Here is a 14,255-nt window from a genome sequence, read left to right on the forward strand (position 1 = left end):
GACATCGATGACTCTGCGCCACTGGGGCTTGTTCCAGTTCTCTCATGTCTTGCGGGCGTTGGTGTGGCGGAAGCCGGCGCCCTTGCTGCAGGGCATCTCGGAGGCCGCGCAGACCGATGGCGCGGCAACAGGACATTGCCACAGCGAAGGCCGCAGGCAGAACAGGTGTGCGCCCGGGGCACCCCGGAGATGGAGAGGCAGCTGACCATTGAAGTCCTGCCGATCATTCACGGTTGTTCAGGGGGTAACTCTTCTCACTTGGTCAGATCACCCGATCGGTGGAATTCGTGGTCCGCTGACGTCATGCCGGATCGGTCGCTCCGCCTGTGATTTGGCCCCGGGGCGGCCGGTATTCAGGGGTCGCCGAACAGCAGCACCGATGTCGGCTCAGTCCCGATTTCCTGCTGGGCATGGTGCTCGCGCTGGTCTCAAGGCGAGTTTCCCGGTCAACGGAGCCGCGTGACGCGTACGGTGGGCTCGACGAACACGCCCCGCCCGTAATGACGGGAAAGCGCAGGCGGCAGGGACATGGCACAGGAGGAAGAGCGGGATGACGCAGGCCGCGGCGAGCGAGTTGGACGATCGGGTCCTGGGACGCAGGTGGACCGTGCGCCTGGACCCCGCCGGGCGAGGCAGTACAGGAGTGCGCATTTCGTGCAGCCGCCCAGCCTGCGCTGAGCAACGCCTGCCGACCGCGGCCGCCGGCCGTGCGGCCGCGGTCGCCCACCTCAAGGCCCACCTGAAGGCCGCTGCGCCGCCTCGGGCCCAGGCGTACTGCGCGTGCAGGGCGGAGAGTTGCCACGCCCATGTCCGCCCCGCCGACCGGCAGATGCGTGCCCAGCCCTGGAGGTGCGGCGGGGCGGCGGTCCTGGCCGTTGTCACCGACCGGGAAGGCCGCTGGTGGCAGGCCATGGAGTGCTGTTCACGCTGCGCGGCCGCCACCCCCGGCGCCACGGTCGTCTCCACCGCCCCCGCCGTATCCGGCCCGGCGGCCGGCTCCTCGGCTACTGCCGGACCTCCCTCGGCCGTTCCTGCCGGCGTTCCGCAGTTCTCCGACCATTCCTCACCTACGGCCGGCATGCACCCGGTGCCTGCTGCCCGTCCCGCCCCTGCCGCCCGCCCCACCCCTGCAGGGCGAAACCGCGCAAGCAGGCAGATGATCGCGCAGCGCCTCATCCCGCATGGTCTGCGGCCCGTTGTCCTGCGCGATGAGCTTGTCGAACTCGGGGACCTGTTCCGTGCCTACCAGCAGCGCACCGAACCCGACCTGGGGCTCCTCGCCGACCTCCATGAACGCAAGGCACGCGCCTTCATGGCCTGGGCCGATGTCACCGACGACATCAATTTGCGGCTGGAGGCACGGCGCGCAGAACAGGCCGCTGTCGCCGCTCGCTTCCAGCAGCTGCAGCGCACCGGACACAGCGCGGACGGTGACGGGCCGACGGTGGCCCGCCTGCTGGCGGTGCCCACGCAGTGGGAACACGCACGTCATGTCCTTGCGCACGTGGCCGACCACAGCCCGCTTCCGGGCCCAGAGGCACGGTTGTTGGCGGTGATGCTGACCCTGCGCACCGCGCACGCCGGTACCGGCAACCTCGTCGGGCAGGATCTCACGACGCTGGGTCTGACCGATCCGGAGGGTCTGGTCGGGGAGCTGACCTGCTGCGGCTGGCTGGGCATCCCCGGCACCACCAGTGACCTGCTCGCCTCCCGGCCGGAGAACCCCACTACCGTCACTGTGCCCTCCTTGGTGCCCCATGCGGACGGTTCCGGACCGTTCACGTTCGGCAAGAAGATGCGGCCCAAGCTCAGCGGTTGGGCCCAGAGAGTCGTCTCGGACAAGAAACTCCGCAAGGCCAAGGCCCCCGCGGCCGCCCGCCTGCTGGCGATGACGTTGGCAACTCAGACCAGCATTGATGGACGACTCGGTCCCGGCGGTCGGGGCATCGCTCTGGAGTCTCTCGCAGCCTGGGTCCCGGTGGATCCCGAAGAGCTGCAACGCCTGGTCGACCAGTTGACCGCAGCGGACTGGCTCACCGAAGCCACCCTCACCGAAGCCCAGTTCACCGGTCAGTTGAGCGAACGCGTCTTCCCGCTCACCTGCCCGCTTCTCTAGCCGGACTGGACCGGACCGGTCATGACCGGCCGGGCACCGAACCCGTGCGAGCGAAGCGGCGATGGCCCCTCCGGACTGAGCAGCGGCTGCCCAGGCTGTTCTGCTGGGCCACCGCCAGGGCGACCGGGAGGCCCAGGCCCAGGACGGTGATGCCTCGCCGGCGTGGCAAGGCGCCCCGCCTTGCTGACCGTCCGGCAGGGGTCGGGCCGTCGTCGTACTGCAACACGCCCCGCGGATCGGTGCGGGGCACCTGCGGCGATCCCATGCCCAGCGCTCTCCGCCCATGAGGTGGCCACGTTCGCCCTCCTTGCGGGATCTGGCCCGGCATGACCACATTGAGGACGAGCGGCGGTCGCCGGCAGGGAGTCACACCGGGTCCGGCAGATTCATGAGGGCGAGTTGGGCCGGATCGATCACAGCGGTGATCTCGGTGATGCGGCCGTCGGCGACGATGAAGGCGAGGAGGGAGAGCGGGGTGCCCTCTTCGTTCCAGGCGATGACACCGGGGCGGCCGTTGACGGTCGCCGCATGTCCTCGCGCTGTGCCGCCGGCCACTCGCGCACGGGTGGCGACTTCGGTGGCTCCGAGCGTGACGAACCGTCCATCCGGGGTGTGAACGGTGAACTTCACTTCGGGGTGGAGAACCTGCAGCAGTTGCTCGAACTGACCGTCGCGGGCCGCGGCCAGGAAGGCTCGGACCACCTCGCGTTGCTGTCGTCCGGTGCCTGCCGGCTGCTGGAGGTCTCGTACTTTCCTGACTTTCCGACGGGCCCGGCTGGTGAACATTTTGGTCGCGTCGGTGGACTTGCCGAGAATTGTTCCTATCTCCGCGTGGGGCACGGCGAACACGTCGTGCAGCACGAACGCCAGCCGTTCGTCCGGGCGCAGCGAGTCCAGGACCGTGAGGAGTGCGAGCCCGACGGAGTCCCCGAGCGCTACGAGCTCTTCTGGAGCAGGAGCGTCGTCGAGAGTCACGGTGAATTCGGGCAGCTGGTCGTCGAGGGCGACTTCCGGGCGGGTCCGGCCCGACCGCAGGACATCGAGGCTGATGCGGCCGACCACGGTGGTCAGCCAGCCGCCGAGGTTGTCGATGGTGCCGGTGTCCTGGCGGGAGAGACGCAGCCATGCCTCCTGGACCACATCCTCCGCGTCGGCGTGTGATCCGAGCACGCGGTAGGCGACGCCTCGAAGCCGGTCGCGGTGGGACTCGAAGGCCTCGGAGACCGGATCCGCGGGATGGACGTCGGGCATGTTGTTACCTTCCTCGAAACTGCTCCGTCATAGGGGTGACGGGCACAAGCCCCGGAACGTAACCCCGATCAAGGAGAGCACTCCCAGATGGAGAACCGGCTCAAGAACAAGAACACGAACAACCGAGATGTGTGGACCGCGGTCGGGCACCTGCAGAAGGCGATCGCTGCCGGGGGCGTCGCTCCGAAGCTGCTCGCACTGGTCCACCTGCGCGTCAGTCAGATCAACAGCTGCTCGGCGTGCGTGTACGCGAGTGTCGCCGGGGCGAAGAAGGCCGGCGAGACCGACGAGCGGCTGCACAATGTGGCGGCGTGGCGGGAGGCGCCGTTCTACACCGATGCGGAGCGCGCGGCGCTGGAGCTGGCGGAAGCCGCCACCCGGCTGCAGGACGGTGCGGAAGGAGTCACCGACGAGATCTGGGCAAAAGCCGAAGCCCATTTCACCGGGGAGGAGATCGGTGCGATCAACCTGGAGATCGCGCTGACCAACTTCTTCAACCGGATCAACCGCACCATCAAGGAACCGGCCGGCCAGACCTGGGGCTGAGCCCGAGGCGGTTCGAACCCGCTGACCGCACACTGTGAGGAAACGTCGATCGCGTAGGAGGAGCCGGGCATGGCTACGAGCCGTGCCGGATCTCATCTCCCGCAGCACCGAGCACCTGAAGCGGGCCGCGACGCCGACTCGGCCAACGCCGACGTGCTGATCCTCGGCAGCACCGACTCCGATTCCGACAGGATTGCCGGGGCAGACCGCATCGACGCCGTCTGCCCGGGCATCATCGACACCCTCATGGTCAGCGACGTGATCGCCAAGGGGGAGCTCGACCGCGCCGTAACCGAAGTGGCCCGGCCCGTCAGCCGCCTCGGTGCCACCGAAGATCGCCCAGGCCGTTTCGCGACTGTGCAGCCCCAGGGCCAGCTTCGTAATCGGCGGCTCCGTCACTTCGAGTCGTAGTAGAGCCGGAGGAACTCCTCCATCGCCGCGTCGACGCCGACGCGGTCACCGGTGGCGAGCAGGTCGAGCAGCAGACCGCGGACGGTGGCGAGTCCCAGCCTGGCGCGGTTCCGGGCCAAGGCAGGGTCCGCACCTGCGGCGACCTCGGCGGCCATGAGTGGCTCGAGCCAGTTGTTCACGAGCCCTTCGAGGACCGGGGCGGCTTCGGGGCGGCCCCGCAGCGCGTGCCCGTAGATCTCGAAGAAGAGCCGCTCCTGACCGGCCAGTCGGGGGTCCGTCAGCTGCTTCCAGAGGAGCCTCGCAGCATCGGAGGGCGAGAGACCGGGTTCCAGGCGGAACCGGGACAGCAGATCAAGCTGGCGCTGCTCCGACGTCCGGACGATCTCGACGAGCAGCTGTTCCTTGGAGCCGAAATAGTGGATCAGCATGCGGTGGCTGACACCGATCGCGGCACCCAGACCGCGCAGGCTCAGGTCCGCGAAGCCGTGTGCTGCGACGTAGTCGACGGCCGCGTTCATCAGTTGAGAGCGCCGGTCCCCGTCCTTGTCGGGCGCTGCCTTGTCCTCAGGATGCGAACCGTCCGTATTCACCACGTCGCGAGTGTACCAATTGGTACATGGCCTATGTACCGTGTGGTACATGAAGCCTGTCACCGTGTCGATCGACGTACCGCAGACGCCCGAGCAGGTCTACGGTTTCCTCGATGTCATGGCTCACCATGAGCAATTCACCGACCACTACCTGACCGACTGGCACTACAGCGGCCCCGGCCGCGGTATCGGATCGTGCGCCACGGTCACAGCCGCGCTGGGCGGAACGAAGACCGACGTCACCATCGAGGTCGTCGAGGCCGATCCGCCGCGGCGCATCGTCGAACGGAACGTCAGTGCGGCCGGTCGACGCCTGGCGCGTGGCACCTACACCATCGAACCGCTGCGACCAGGCGGAAGCCGCGTGTCGTTCACATACGCCTGGGCACGCGCCCCGCTCGCCGACTACCTGCTGGCGCCCGTCGTCCGGGCCACCATGCGGCGCGCCAACCGTACGGTCATGCGGCGCCTGGCCACCGAGTTGGATCGCCACGTGTCCACTGCCGGATCCTGAGCCGGTGCTTGTCGGCTCGTCTGCCCGATGCAGGACCCGAGGCCCAGGGCGTCCCTGCCCGAACCCAGGACCGGACTGCCGAAGCCGGTGCCTGTTCATAGCCGGATCCACATTCTTGGTTCTTGATGCGGCAAGCCGCGTGGCATATCGGCTGTTCCCGCCCAGGCGACACCGGCCCGTGGGCGCCTCCCAAGAAGTTGACTATCTGTCTGCGTCTCGGGGTGCTGGTTGTGTACCTGCTGGGCAGAGGCGTTCTCCCTGGTCGGCGTCACGGGGGCTTCCGGCCTGTTTTGGTGGCGCGTCTCGGCGAGGTGATCGATACCGATCTGGTCGAGGCTGGTCTCCGTGGTGCGGTCGGTGCCGGTGAGGGCGGTGGTGATTGCGGCTTGGCGGATCAGCCGGCTCAGGCTCTCGATCCGGCCCGCGACGCAGAGGCGGGGGACGTCAGATCCAGTACGGGGCCGCGGGCACCTTCTCGGCCCCGGCGATGCTCAGGTCCGCGCCCGTCGAGCGGCCGGTGAGCCAGGCGAGCAGGGCGGCCTGCGTCCCGGCGATCAGAGGGGTGGTGCGACTGTCGGTCGGACCGCCGAGGTCGTGTGCCAGGTCGCTGTCGAGCGCCTCGATGCGCAGCGCGGGCATCCGTCCCGGCGGGCGAATTCGGCGGCGATGTCGTCGATGATCCAGCGGGAGGCGGCGGGGGGTATGTCGGCGAAGCCATAGCCGGCGGCCAAGTCGGCGTCGTGTACTCCGAGCGGATTCGGTGTGCGGCATGTGGAGTGTGAAGTGTGGGGGCGTGGTCGTGGGCGGCTGGTCAGCCGAGTCGGGCGAGGTTCGGCCCGGCTCGGCTGGGCGCAGGTACTGCGGGCACTGGAGGCACCGCGCTGAACCCGGGCCTGCCCTGCCCCTCAGGCCGTCGGGCCGGAGAGCTGCAGTGCCGCGGCGTTCCGTTCCCAGCCGGACCACAACGTGGCATCCGCGCAGTAGCCGCAGTCCGGGCCGAAGAACATCCGGCCGGCCGCTTCATCGCCCATCAGCCAATAGCGGAACCAGGCGGTGGCCGGGGCACGGACGTTCCCGCCGTCGCCGATCGAGTCGAGATGGCCGGCGCCCCGGACCTCACCGTAGACGGCAGGGACGTGGTCGGAATCCTGGTACATCGCCTTCACCAACGCCGGCCACACGATGTGGTCCTGCTGCCCGGCCAGATAGAAGACGGGCTCGTCCATCAGGTCCGGATCGGTCAGGGGGCCCGGCTGTATGGGCACAGCGGTGATCACCCGTGGATCGATCGCCGCATTGACGGCGGCCGCGCCACCCTGCGAGTGACCTGCGGAGCCGATGTGCGCCAGATCCACCTTGTGGTAGTAGGGACTTGAGCTGTCTGCGTTGCGTTGCTCCAGCACGTCGATGCCCAGGCGCATGCTGATTGCGTAGTTGGAGGTCGGCGTATTTGCGGCAGCCACGATGAAGCCTTGGCTCGCCAAGTGCCGCAGCAGCGAGCTGTACACGCCGGGCACCGCACCTGTGCCGTTGCCCCAGATGATCACCGGATGGGGTTTGCCGGACTGCCCCAGATTCTGCGGCCGGTAGAAGGTGTGAACGATCCCGATCTCCACACTCACGGCGTACGGCCCCGGTGCACCCCAGTCGGTGCCGACGGACGGGATACCCACCGCAGCCGCTGAAACCACCGACGGCGACCGAGCCGCGTCATTCGCCCCGACGGCGCCTGCGGACACCCCGGGCGCCGCACCCACCATCAACACTGCGGCGGCCAGAAGCCCGCCAATCGTAAGCCGTCTTCTCTTGCCCGACATGGCAACTCCTCCACGGATACAGCACGGTGCGCGTCCTCGCATCGTGACCAGAGCCATGATGGGATCTCGTGTTCCTCCTGTCTGTCTGCAGACGCCCAGTCGTAACCCCGGATTCATGGGCGTCTGCACAATGCCGCCGCACGTGATTCAGGGGCGGGCGTTGCTCCGACCGGCCGGCACCAGCGGCCGTGGCCACAGCGCCCGGGTCACTCGTGCTTGTGCTCGCGGCTACTCAGAAGTCGTCCCATCCGGTGGGTCGGCTGTAGCGGATGCGGGTGCAGCCGATGGTGGCGAGGATGCGTTCGGCGGTTTGCGCGTGATCGGATACGGTGCGCAGCCATGGGTGAACTGATATCGATCAGGCATGGCCAGACCTCATGGAGCCTGTCGGGCCAACACGCCGGTCGCACCGACATCCTGCTCACTGACGCGGGTGAGGCCGCGGCCAAGTCCCTCGCTCCGAGGCTTGCCCGACGCCGTCTGGCCGCCGTGTTCAGCAGCCGGGTTGCGCGGTCAGCTTCCAGGCGGGGTGGAACGCCGGTCCCATGGGGCGTGACGGACGGTCCATGAGACAGTCACGGCACAGCTCACCGATCGTCACTGAGAAGAGAGATTCATGGGAACGTTGCCCGTTGTGTCACGCCGCGACGAGTTCGATGCCTTGGTCGTCAGGACCGACTACGACGACGACCGGGCGTGGCGGGATCTGGCGGCGGCGCTGATGGAGCCCTGGGGAGACAGGCAGTACGAGGCGCACATCCACTTCATCAATGATCCGGTCTGGGCGGGGGCGACCGCGGACGAGGTACTGACCGCGGTCAGTGCTGATGAGGACCTGCCCGTGGTCTTCCTTGCCGACCGGGTGAGCATGCAGGCCGAGCACCACCCGCTGCTGGCGGTCACCCTGCTGACGCAGGAGGAATGCGTGGACGAAGAGGACTACGAGCAACTGACCGAGTTCGGAAGCGAGTTCCGCACCATCCCCGCAGGGGTCCACGAGGTCCACGCGAATCTGAGCATCGGCAACCTGGGCTTCGAGGAGTTCGCGGCATCGGCCCACGACGATCCCGAAGGGATCTACCGGCCCTGCTGAATGGAGCAACAGCCGTCGACGTCGCGCACGACGGCCTGGCCGCCGCAGCCAGGCTCGACGTGGACGCGTACGACGTCGTGGTCCTCGACCGCGACCTGCGCGGGATCCGCAGCGGCAGGCTCTGCCGGCGCATCCGGTCCCCGGCCCGCCGCAGACCGGCCGATGGGCGGCGTGCCCGTCATCACGACCATCATCGACGTCGGCTGTCGCATCGCCGACGCTCCGGCCTCCTGACGCGGCAGGAGGGGCCGGTGGCGGGCCACCAGCAGCCCGACGCCCAGGCCCGTGCCCGGTGGCGTACCGCCTACGGCGCCGATCCTCCCGGCCGCCAACCCCCGACGGCGGGCCCGGGGGGAGGGTGAACGCGGCGAAGCCCGTGATCAGGACGGCCACCCCGGCGGCGGAGGTGATGGCGATGGCCGTGGTGCGGCCGGAGTGGGCCTCGGGGGGCATGCGGAGGGCTGCCGGGTCCTGGGGGGACGGATCGGCCGAGGGATCGGGGGCCGGGGCGGTGACGGCCGCTGCCGGGTCCACCGTGCCCGCGCCGACCAGCGCCTTGTCGGCCGGGATGTGGTACGCCGTGGCGGTGAGGCGGTCGGACAGCTGCGAGGGCGTCAGATCCGGGTGTGCGGCGACGGCGAGCGCGGCGGCGCCCGCGACGAAGGCGGTGGCCAGCTCGGCGCCGTCGCCGGTGAAGCTGCCCGTATCGCCGGGGCCGACACTCATCACGGCATTGCGGGGCGCGGTCAGATCGGGCGCGGTGCGGGGCGCGAGCTTCCGATCCGGGACACCGCCCGGTCCGAGTGCGGCGACGGCCAGGACGCCCGGCAACGCGGCCGGATAGGCGGCCGGGGCGGGGGCGTCCACGGATCCGGTGACCGTGCCGCCCGACGCGTACGCCGGGGCGATCACCACCGCGCCGTGGCGTCCCGCGTCACGGACTGCCGCGACGAGCGCCGGGCTGCTCCGGGCCAGAGCGATCGGGACATCGATGACGCGCGCACGGCGGGCGACGGCTGCGTCGATCCCGGCGGCGACACTGTTCGCCGTGGCGGTGCCGTCCGACGCGGTGGCGCGGACGGCGATGATCCCGGCCTCGGGGGCGACCCACGCGAACCCCGTGCCGGGGCGCGGCGCGGCGGTGATCAGGCCCGCGACGAACGTGCCGTGGCCGATGCAGTCGGTCCCGGCAGCCGCGGTCGCCGGTGTGGCGCGGCCCGCTAGGGCGGGGCTGTGCACGGCGTCCACGCCGGTGTCGACGACGGCGACGGTGACGCCCGCGCCCCGGGTGGTGTCCCAGGCGCGGGACGGAGCGATGTACTGCTGCGGCCACGGGACGTCGACGGGATGCTGCCGGGAAGGCTTGACGCAGCCACCGTCCTGGGGCGGGGCAGTGGAGATCCGGGGCAGGCCGGTGTCGGCCGCGGCGGGCGAGGCGGCGAGGAGCGGTCCGGCCGCGGTCAGGACGGCGGCCAGCAGCACGGGAAGGGTACGAACTGCCCACGGGGCGGCCGGGTCATCGGGATGTGCCCCCTCCGTGGCCGGGGCCTCGGCCCTGCCCGGCGCGGTGCTGCCGGGGCGCGGGGCACGGGCCGGTGCGGCGCCCGGCGTCGCGGTGCGCGTGCGGTCCGCCGTACCGGGTGCGGGGGCCGTGCCGGGGGCCGGGTGCGGTGCGGTGCGGTGCGCTCCTGCCACGGTGCCGGCCCGGTCGACGCGTCGGTCCTCGGGCGGCGCGGGTCACGGAGCGGGGCGGAGGAGCGCCCCGGCGCACGGCACTCCGCGGCGGAAGCGGCCGGCCCCGAGGTGGCGGTGGTTCCCAAGGAAGCGGCCGGGCCCGATGAGGCGGCGGTGCTCCGGGGGCGGGGCGCGGCAGTGGGCTGCGCGGTGGCCCTCGACCGGATGGCGTCCCCGGGGTTCCTGGACGAAGCGGGGATCCCCGGGGTGGTGGGACCGGCGTTGGTACGGCGTTGGGGCATCGGGGTCAGCGGCGGCACCGGCTCCGCCAGCCGCCGCAGGACCTCCTGAGTGCTCTCGTCCAGCACCGCGCGCCGGCACGCGGGGTTGAAGGCCTCGAAGCAGGTGGCACACCGGCCGCTCCCCGGATGCCTTCCGGTCAGCTCATGCTTCTCCGTCATTCCGTCACATCCTCGGGAAGCAGCAGCCGCAGCTGGTCCGTGTCGGCGTCCGGGACGGACGCGAGCCGCCCTGCCTGGCTGGTCATCATCTGTTCGAGCACGGTGCGGGCGTAGCGCCCGTTGCCGAAGCTCGGGCCGCGGTCGACCCCGGCGAAGTGGCGGCGCAGCGCCTCCAGCGTGGCGGGCACGCACTCGTAACCGTCCCGGGCGCTCTGGCGGCGCACGATCTCGACCAGCTCGTCGGCGCTGTAAGAGGAGAGGGTGACGGTACGTCCGAACCGGGAGGCCAGACCCGGGTTGGAGCCCAGGAAGCGGGCCATCTCGCCCTCGTAGCCCGCCGCCACCACGACCGTGTCGTCGCGGTGGTCCTCCATCAGCTTGAGCAGGGTGTCGACGGCCTCCCGGCCGAAGTCGGGGCCGCTGCCGTCGTCGGCGGTGAGGGTGTACGCCTCGTCGATGAACAGCACGCCGCCGAGGGCCTGTTCGAACATCTCGGTGGTCTTGATGGCGGTGCCGCCGATGATCTCCGCGACGAGATCGGCGCGGGCCACTTCCACCAGGTGCCCGGAGCGCAGGACGCCGAGCGAGGCGAGGACCGAGCCGTAGAGACGGGCGACGGTGGTCTTGCCGGTGCCGGGCGGCCCGGCGAAGACCAGATGGCGGGCGGTGGCCGGGACGGGCAGCCCCATCTCGCGGCGCCGCCGGGCCAGATTGTTGAGGTTGACGAGCGTGGCCACCTGCTCCTTGACGGCACGCAGCCCCACCAGCTCGTCGAGCTGGGCGAGCGGTCCGGCGGGCGGTCTGCCGTCCGCGCCCTCGCTCTGCGGGGCGGCGGCGCCGTCGCCCCGTCCGCCGAGGACATCGGGTTCGCCGTTGTCCTCGCCGGTCAGCTCGACCGCGGCGAGGCTGCCGCCAGGAACGGTGTGACGGATCCCGGCCCCGGCGTTTCCGGTGACGGTGCAGCCCGCCGCCCGCACCGGGCGTTCGGTGGCGATCCGGAGCCGTCGGCCTTTCCGTCGGTGAACTCGCACTCCGTCAGCTCGGCGGCGGTGCCCGCGCCGATGAGGGCGCCGTGGCCCCGGCTGCGCAGGACACGGGCCCGGACGGCGGTCACCCCGGCGTCGTCGTCGGTGACCGTGATGCCGTCGCCGCCGGAGTCCTCGATGAGGGTGTCGATGAGCTCGGGGGCGCACTTCCCGGCAGCGGCGAACCCGGCTGCCCCGCTCCCGCGTGCGGCGACGTCCTGGAACGCGGGGCTCGCCCCGTCGACGCGTACCCCGCACTGCGCGGCATCGACGACCGAGGTCGTCTCGACACGCCCGCGCGCCTCGTCACGAGCGTGCAGGCCATGGCCGCCGGCCTCGACGATCTCGACATCGCGGAGCCTGGCCCGGCTGCCGCCGGCGAGGACGATGCCGTGGCCTGCCGCCCGGTGCACCGTCACCAGGTCGAAGCGCGGCGCGCTGTCGGCGTCGAGGAGGATGCCCTCGGCCTTGCCGCCGGTCACGCGGGTGCGCTGGAGGGTGGGTTCGGCGCTGCCGCGGACCAGGATGCCGGCGGCGAGGGAGTTCTCGGCCAGGCAGTCCGAGAGGGTGCCGCGGGCCTGCTCGATCGCGACGAAGCCGCTGCCGCCCGAGTCCCGGGCCTCCACGTTGTTGAGGGCGGGCGCGGTGGTGGCGGAGAGCAGCACCCCGTGGGTGATGCTGCCGACGGCGGAGCAGCCGGTGAGGACGGGCTGGGCGGTGGAGGAGATGTGGAAGCCGATGGTGCAGCCCACGGTGCGGACATCGGTGAGATGTGTGGCGGCCTGCTCCTCCAGGGCGACCCCGGGCTTGGGGGTGCCGTCGACCGTGAGCCGCTCGACGTGCCGCCCGCGCGCCCGTTGGCCAGCAGGCCGTTGCCGCGGGCGCCCCGGACCGCGCAGTCGCGGATCGCGGGTGCGGAGTCGTCGCCGAGCATCAGGCCGGAGCTGCCGACGTCCTCGAAGACACAGTCCTCGACGACGCCGGGCTCGGGGGAGAGGTCGACGAACCCGGCGCCCGCGGGGTTGGCGATGACGCAGTCGCGCATGGCGAGGGAGCCGCGCTCGCGGAAGAGCAGCGCGGTCCAGGAGTGGGCGTGCACCCGGCAGTTCTCCAGCGCCGCCTGGCCGCGCGGCACATCGACGACGAGGGCGTCCTCGTCGCTGCCGCGCAGAATCAGACCGGAGAGCTTGACGGCATCGGCGACGACCTGGACGGCACTGCCCGAGGGGGGATATCTCGGGCGGGTCGTCGGGGTCGTCGGCGACGAGGGTGACCATCTTGGTGATGACCAGGGACTCGTCGTAGCGGCCGGGGCGTAGGCGGATGACACCCCCGGGCGGGCGGCGGTGAGAGCCGACGCGATGCCCTGGTACGGGTCCGCGACGATGGTCTGGCGGGCCATGGCGTTCCTTACGTTGTAGGTGGGTTGGTTCCGGTCACTCGTAGGATCGGGAGACCCAGGGATGCCGGGTGTGGCTCATGGTTTTCCGCCCCTTGGTGGCTTGAAAGGATTGGCTGCCTGGCATTCCGCGACGACTCGACCGCTCATTGGGATGCGCGCGACAAGATCGCTTGGTAAGGACACGCTGGCGAGGTCGTCTGCTGGGCTTGGAACGGATACGACTTCGGAGGTGGCCGTGCCCGAACTGTGGGCCGGTACGGATGCAGGCAAGGCCTAGGTCGTGTATCGAAAGTGGATCTTGCACTGTGAATGATCAGGGTTCATGGGTCGGGGAGATCTCACGGACGAGCAGTGGGCGGTGTTGGAGCCGTTGTTGCCGAAGGGGATGAAGGCTGGGCGGCCGTCCGTCTGGCCTCGACGGCAGTTGATCGACGGCATACGGTTCCGGGTCCGGACCGGTGTTCCGTGGCGGGACGTGCCTGTCCAGTACGGGCCGTGGGGCCGGGTCTACGACCTGTTCCGCCGGTGGCAGCGGAACGGCACCCGGCACCGGATCCTCAGCCGACTCCAGGTCCTGGCCGATGCGAAGGGGATGATCACGTGGGACCTGAATGTCGACTCCACGGTCTGCCGCGCCCACCAGCATGCGGCCGGGGCCCGCAAGTGGGGCGACCTGCAGAAGGAACCGCCAGGCGGCGTGTTCACCGAGCCCCCTGATCACGGGCTGGGACGCTCGCGCGGCGGGTTCACCACCAAGCTGCACCTGGCTGTCGAGCAGGGCCAGAAACCCATGTCGATTGTGATCACGGCAGGACAGCGCGGGGACTCGCCGCAGTTCGAATCCGTGCTGGAGAAGGTTCGCGTGCCCCGCATCGGGTCGGGTCGGCCACGCGTCCGTCCCGACCGCGTGAGGGCTGACAAGGCGTACGCTTCTCGCAAGAACTGCGCCTACCTGCGCCGCCGTGGGATCCGCTGCACCATTCCCGACAAGGCCGATCAGGCCCGCAACCGCCGGAAGCTCGGCTCCCACGGCGGCCGGCCGCCACATTTCGATCCGGCCGACTACCGCGAGCGCCACGCGGTCGAGTGCGGCATCAATCGCCTCAAACGCAACCGTGCTGTGGCCACCAGATATGACAAGCTCTCGGTCCGCTACGAGGCGACCGTGCTGGTCGCGGCCATCAGCGAGTGGCTGTAACCAGCACCGCCACACCGCTTACCTACAGAGTGATCCAGTAACGGCGCTTGATGCCCTCGTCAGTGGTACGGACATCCTCCAGAACGCCGCCATTGCGCTCGATGGTGCGCGCCGATGCGACATTGTCGTCGTCGCATGTGATGAGGACGCGCCCCAG

At 70.3% G+C, this 14,255-nt stretch carries 15 protein-coding genes and 2 pseudogenes; 9 read left to right on the forward strand and 8 right to left on the reverse strand.

Annotated elements, in window-relative coordinates; all coding sequences use genetic code 11:
* Positions 1 to 1,156 precede the first annotated feature (1,156 nt).
* On the forward strand, positions 1,157 to 2,116 hold the full coding sequence (locus ACFYY7_RS13570) for a hypothetical protein (RefSeq protein WP_388661024.1): 960 nt from the start codon (positions 1,157 to 1,159) through the stop codon (positions 2,114 to 2,116).
* Positions 2,117 to 2,482: 366 nt separating this feature from the next.
* Here ACFYY7_RS13570 and ACFYY7_RS13575 read toward each other — a convergent pair whose 3' ends face one another.
* Positions 2,483 to 3,367: a sigma-70 family RNA polymerase sigma factor gene (locus tag ACFYY7_RS13575; protein ID WP_388661027.1), complete on the reverse strand. Its 885-nt coding sequence runs from the start codon at positions 3,365 to 3,367 to the stop codon at positions 2,483 to 2,485.
* A gap of 87 nt (positions 3,368 to 3,454) precedes the next feature.
* Between ACFYY7_RS13575 and ACFYY7_RS13580 the strand changes: the two genes are divergently transcribed.
* Together ACFYY7_RS13580 and ACFYY7_RS13585 are read left to right on the forward strand one after the other, a co-directional pair.
* Positions 3,455 to 3,913, forward strand: a complete 459-nt coding sequence (locus tag ACFYY7_RS13580) for a carboxymuconolactone decarboxylase family protein (protein ID WP_388661030.1) — start codon at positions 3,455 to 3,457, stop codon at positions 3,911 to 3,913.
* 69 nt (positions 3,914 to 3,982) lie between these two features.
* Entirely contained in the window at positions 3,983 to 4,324 is a 342-nt protein-coding gene (locus tag ACFYY7_RS13585; protein WP_388661033.1) for a hypothetical protein, read from the forward strand.
* On the opposite strand, the gene ACFYY7_RS13590 is transcribed toward ACFYY7_RS13585, so the two are convergent.
* Entirely contained in the window at positions 4,309 to 4,917 is a 609-nt protein-coding gene (locus ACFYY7_RS13590; protein WP_388661036.1) for a TetR/AcrR family transcriptional regulator, read from the reverse strand. The two genes, ACFYY7_RS13585 and ACFYY7_RS13590, sit on opposite strands and share 16 nt — an antisense overlap.
* 46 nt (positions 4,918 to 4,963) lie before the next feature.
* Here ACFYY7_RS13590 and ACFYY7_RS13595 point away from each other — a divergent pair, with 46 nt between their 5' ends.
* Positions 4,964 to 5,428 carry an SRPBCC family protein gene (locus tag ACFYY7_RS13595; RefSeq protein ID WP_388661039.1) on the forward strand — a complete coding sequence of 155 codons (465 nt, stop codon included), beginning with the start codon at positions 4,964 to 4,966 and terminating at the stop codon, positions 5,426 to 5,428.
* A 444-nt stretch (positions 5,429 to 5,872) separates the two neighbouring features.
* Here ACFYY7_RS13595 and ACFYY7_RS13600 read toward each other — a convergent pair whose 3' ends face one another.
* Together ACFYY7_RS13600 and ACFYY7_RS13605 are read right to left on the reverse strand one after the other, a co-directional pair.
* A complete protein-coding gene (locus tag ACFYY7_RS13600) occupies positions 5,873 to 6,067 on the reverse strand; it encodes a hypothetical protein (RefSeq protein WP_388661041.1) in 195 nt (64 codons plus the stop codon).
* A gap of 266 nt (positions 6,068 to 6,333) precedes the next feature.
* The gene (locus ACFYY7_RS13605; RefSeq protein ID WP_388661043.1) at positions 6,334 to 7,245 is read right to left on the reverse strand and encodes an acetylxylan esterase; all 912 of its coding nucleotides are present in this window, start codon (positions 7,243 to 7,245) and stop codon (positions 6,334 to 6,336) included.
* A gap of 339 nt (positions 7,246 to 7,584) precedes the next feature.
* On the opposite strand from ACFYY7_RS13605, the gene ACFYY7_RS13610 reads away from it, so the two are divergent.
* Both ACFYY7_RS13610 and ACFYY7_RS13615 read left to right on the forward strand, forming a co-directional pair.
* Entirely contained in the window at positions 7,585 to 7,815 is a 231-nt protein-coding gene (locus ACFYY7_RS13610) for a histidine phosphatase family protein (protein ID WP_388661046.1), read from the forward strand.
* A gap of 46 nt (positions 7,816 to 7,861) precedes the next feature.
* Entirely contained in the window at positions 7,862 to 8,338 is a 477-nt protein-coding gene (locus ACFYY7_RS13615; RefSeq protein ID WP_388661134.1) for a DUF6924 domain-containing protein, read from the forward strand.
* Between the two features lie 549 nt (positions 8,339 to 8,887).
* Here ACFYY7_RS13615 and ACFYY7_RS13620 read toward each other — a convergent pair.
* Positions 8,888 to 10,033, reverse strand: a pseudogene (locus ACFYY7_RS13620) (S8 family serine peptidase); the annotation flags it as partial.
* On the opposite strand from ACFYY7_RS13620, the gene ACFYY7_RS13625 reads away from it, so the two are divergent.
* On the forward strand, positions 10,019 to 10,363 hold the full coding sequence (locus ACFYY7_RS13625) for a hypothetical protein (protein WP_388661049.1): 345 nt from the start codon (positions 10,019 to 10,021) through the stop codon (positions 10,361 to 10,363). The pseudogene ACFYY7_RS13620 and the gene ACFYY7_RS13625 sit on opposite strands and share 15 nt — an antisense overlap.
* 106 nt (positions 10,364 to 10,469) lie before the next feature.
* On the opposite strand, the gene ACFYY7_RS13630 is transcribed toward ACFYY7_RS13625, so the two are convergent.
* The 3 genes and pseudogenes from ACFYY7_RS13630 to ACFYY7_RS13640 all read right to left on the reverse strand — a co-directional run.
* Complete coding sequence (locus ACFYY7_RS13630; RefSeq protein ID WP_388661052.1) at positions 10,470 to 11,450, reverse strand: AAA family ATPase; 981 nt, start codon at positions 11,448 to 11,450, stop codon at positions 10,470 to 10,472.
* The gene (locus ACFYY7_RS13635) at positions 11,360 to 12,250 is read right to left on the reverse strand and encodes a right-handed parallel beta-helix repeat-containing protein (RefSeq protein ID WP_388661055.1); all 891 of its coding nucleotides are present in this window, start codon (positions 12,248 to 12,250) and stop codon (positions 11,360 to 11,362) included. Before ACFYY7_RS13635 ends, ACFYY7_RS13630 begins: the two co-directional genes overlap by 91 nt.
* Positions 12,251 to 12,396: 146 nt before the next feature.
* Positions 12,397 to 12,633: pseudogene (locus tag ACFYY7_RS13640) on the reverse strand (right-handed parallel beta-helix repeat-containing protein); the annotation flags it as partial.
* Between ACFYY7_RS13640 and ACFYY7_RS13645 the strand changes: the two are divergent.
* Together ACFYY7_RS13645 and ACFYY7_RS13650 are read left to right on the forward strand one after the other, a co-directional pair.
* Complete coding sequence (locus ACFYY7_RS13645) at positions 12,542 to 12,817, forward strand: hypothetical protein (RefSeq protein WP_388661137.1); 276 nt, start codon at positions 12,542 to 12,544, stop codon at positions 12,815 to 12,817. The pseudogene ACFYY7_RS13640 and the gene ACFYY7_RS13645 overlap by 92 nt on opposite strands.
* Positions 12,818 to 13,222: 405 nt before the next feature.
* The gene (locus ACFYY7_RS13650; RefSeq protein ID WP_388661058.1) at positions 13,223 to 14,098 is read left to right on the forward strand and encodes an IS5 family transposase; all 876 of its coding nucleotides are present in this window, start codon (positions 13,223 to 13,225) and stop codon (positions 14,096 to 14,098) included.
* Positions 14,099 to 14,255 lie beyond the last annotated feature (157 nt).

The organism is Streptomyces sp. NPDC001933 (genome assembly GCF_042890955.1).
GTDB lineage: Bacteria > Actinomycetota > Actinomycetes > Streptomycetales > Streptomycetaceae > Streptomyces.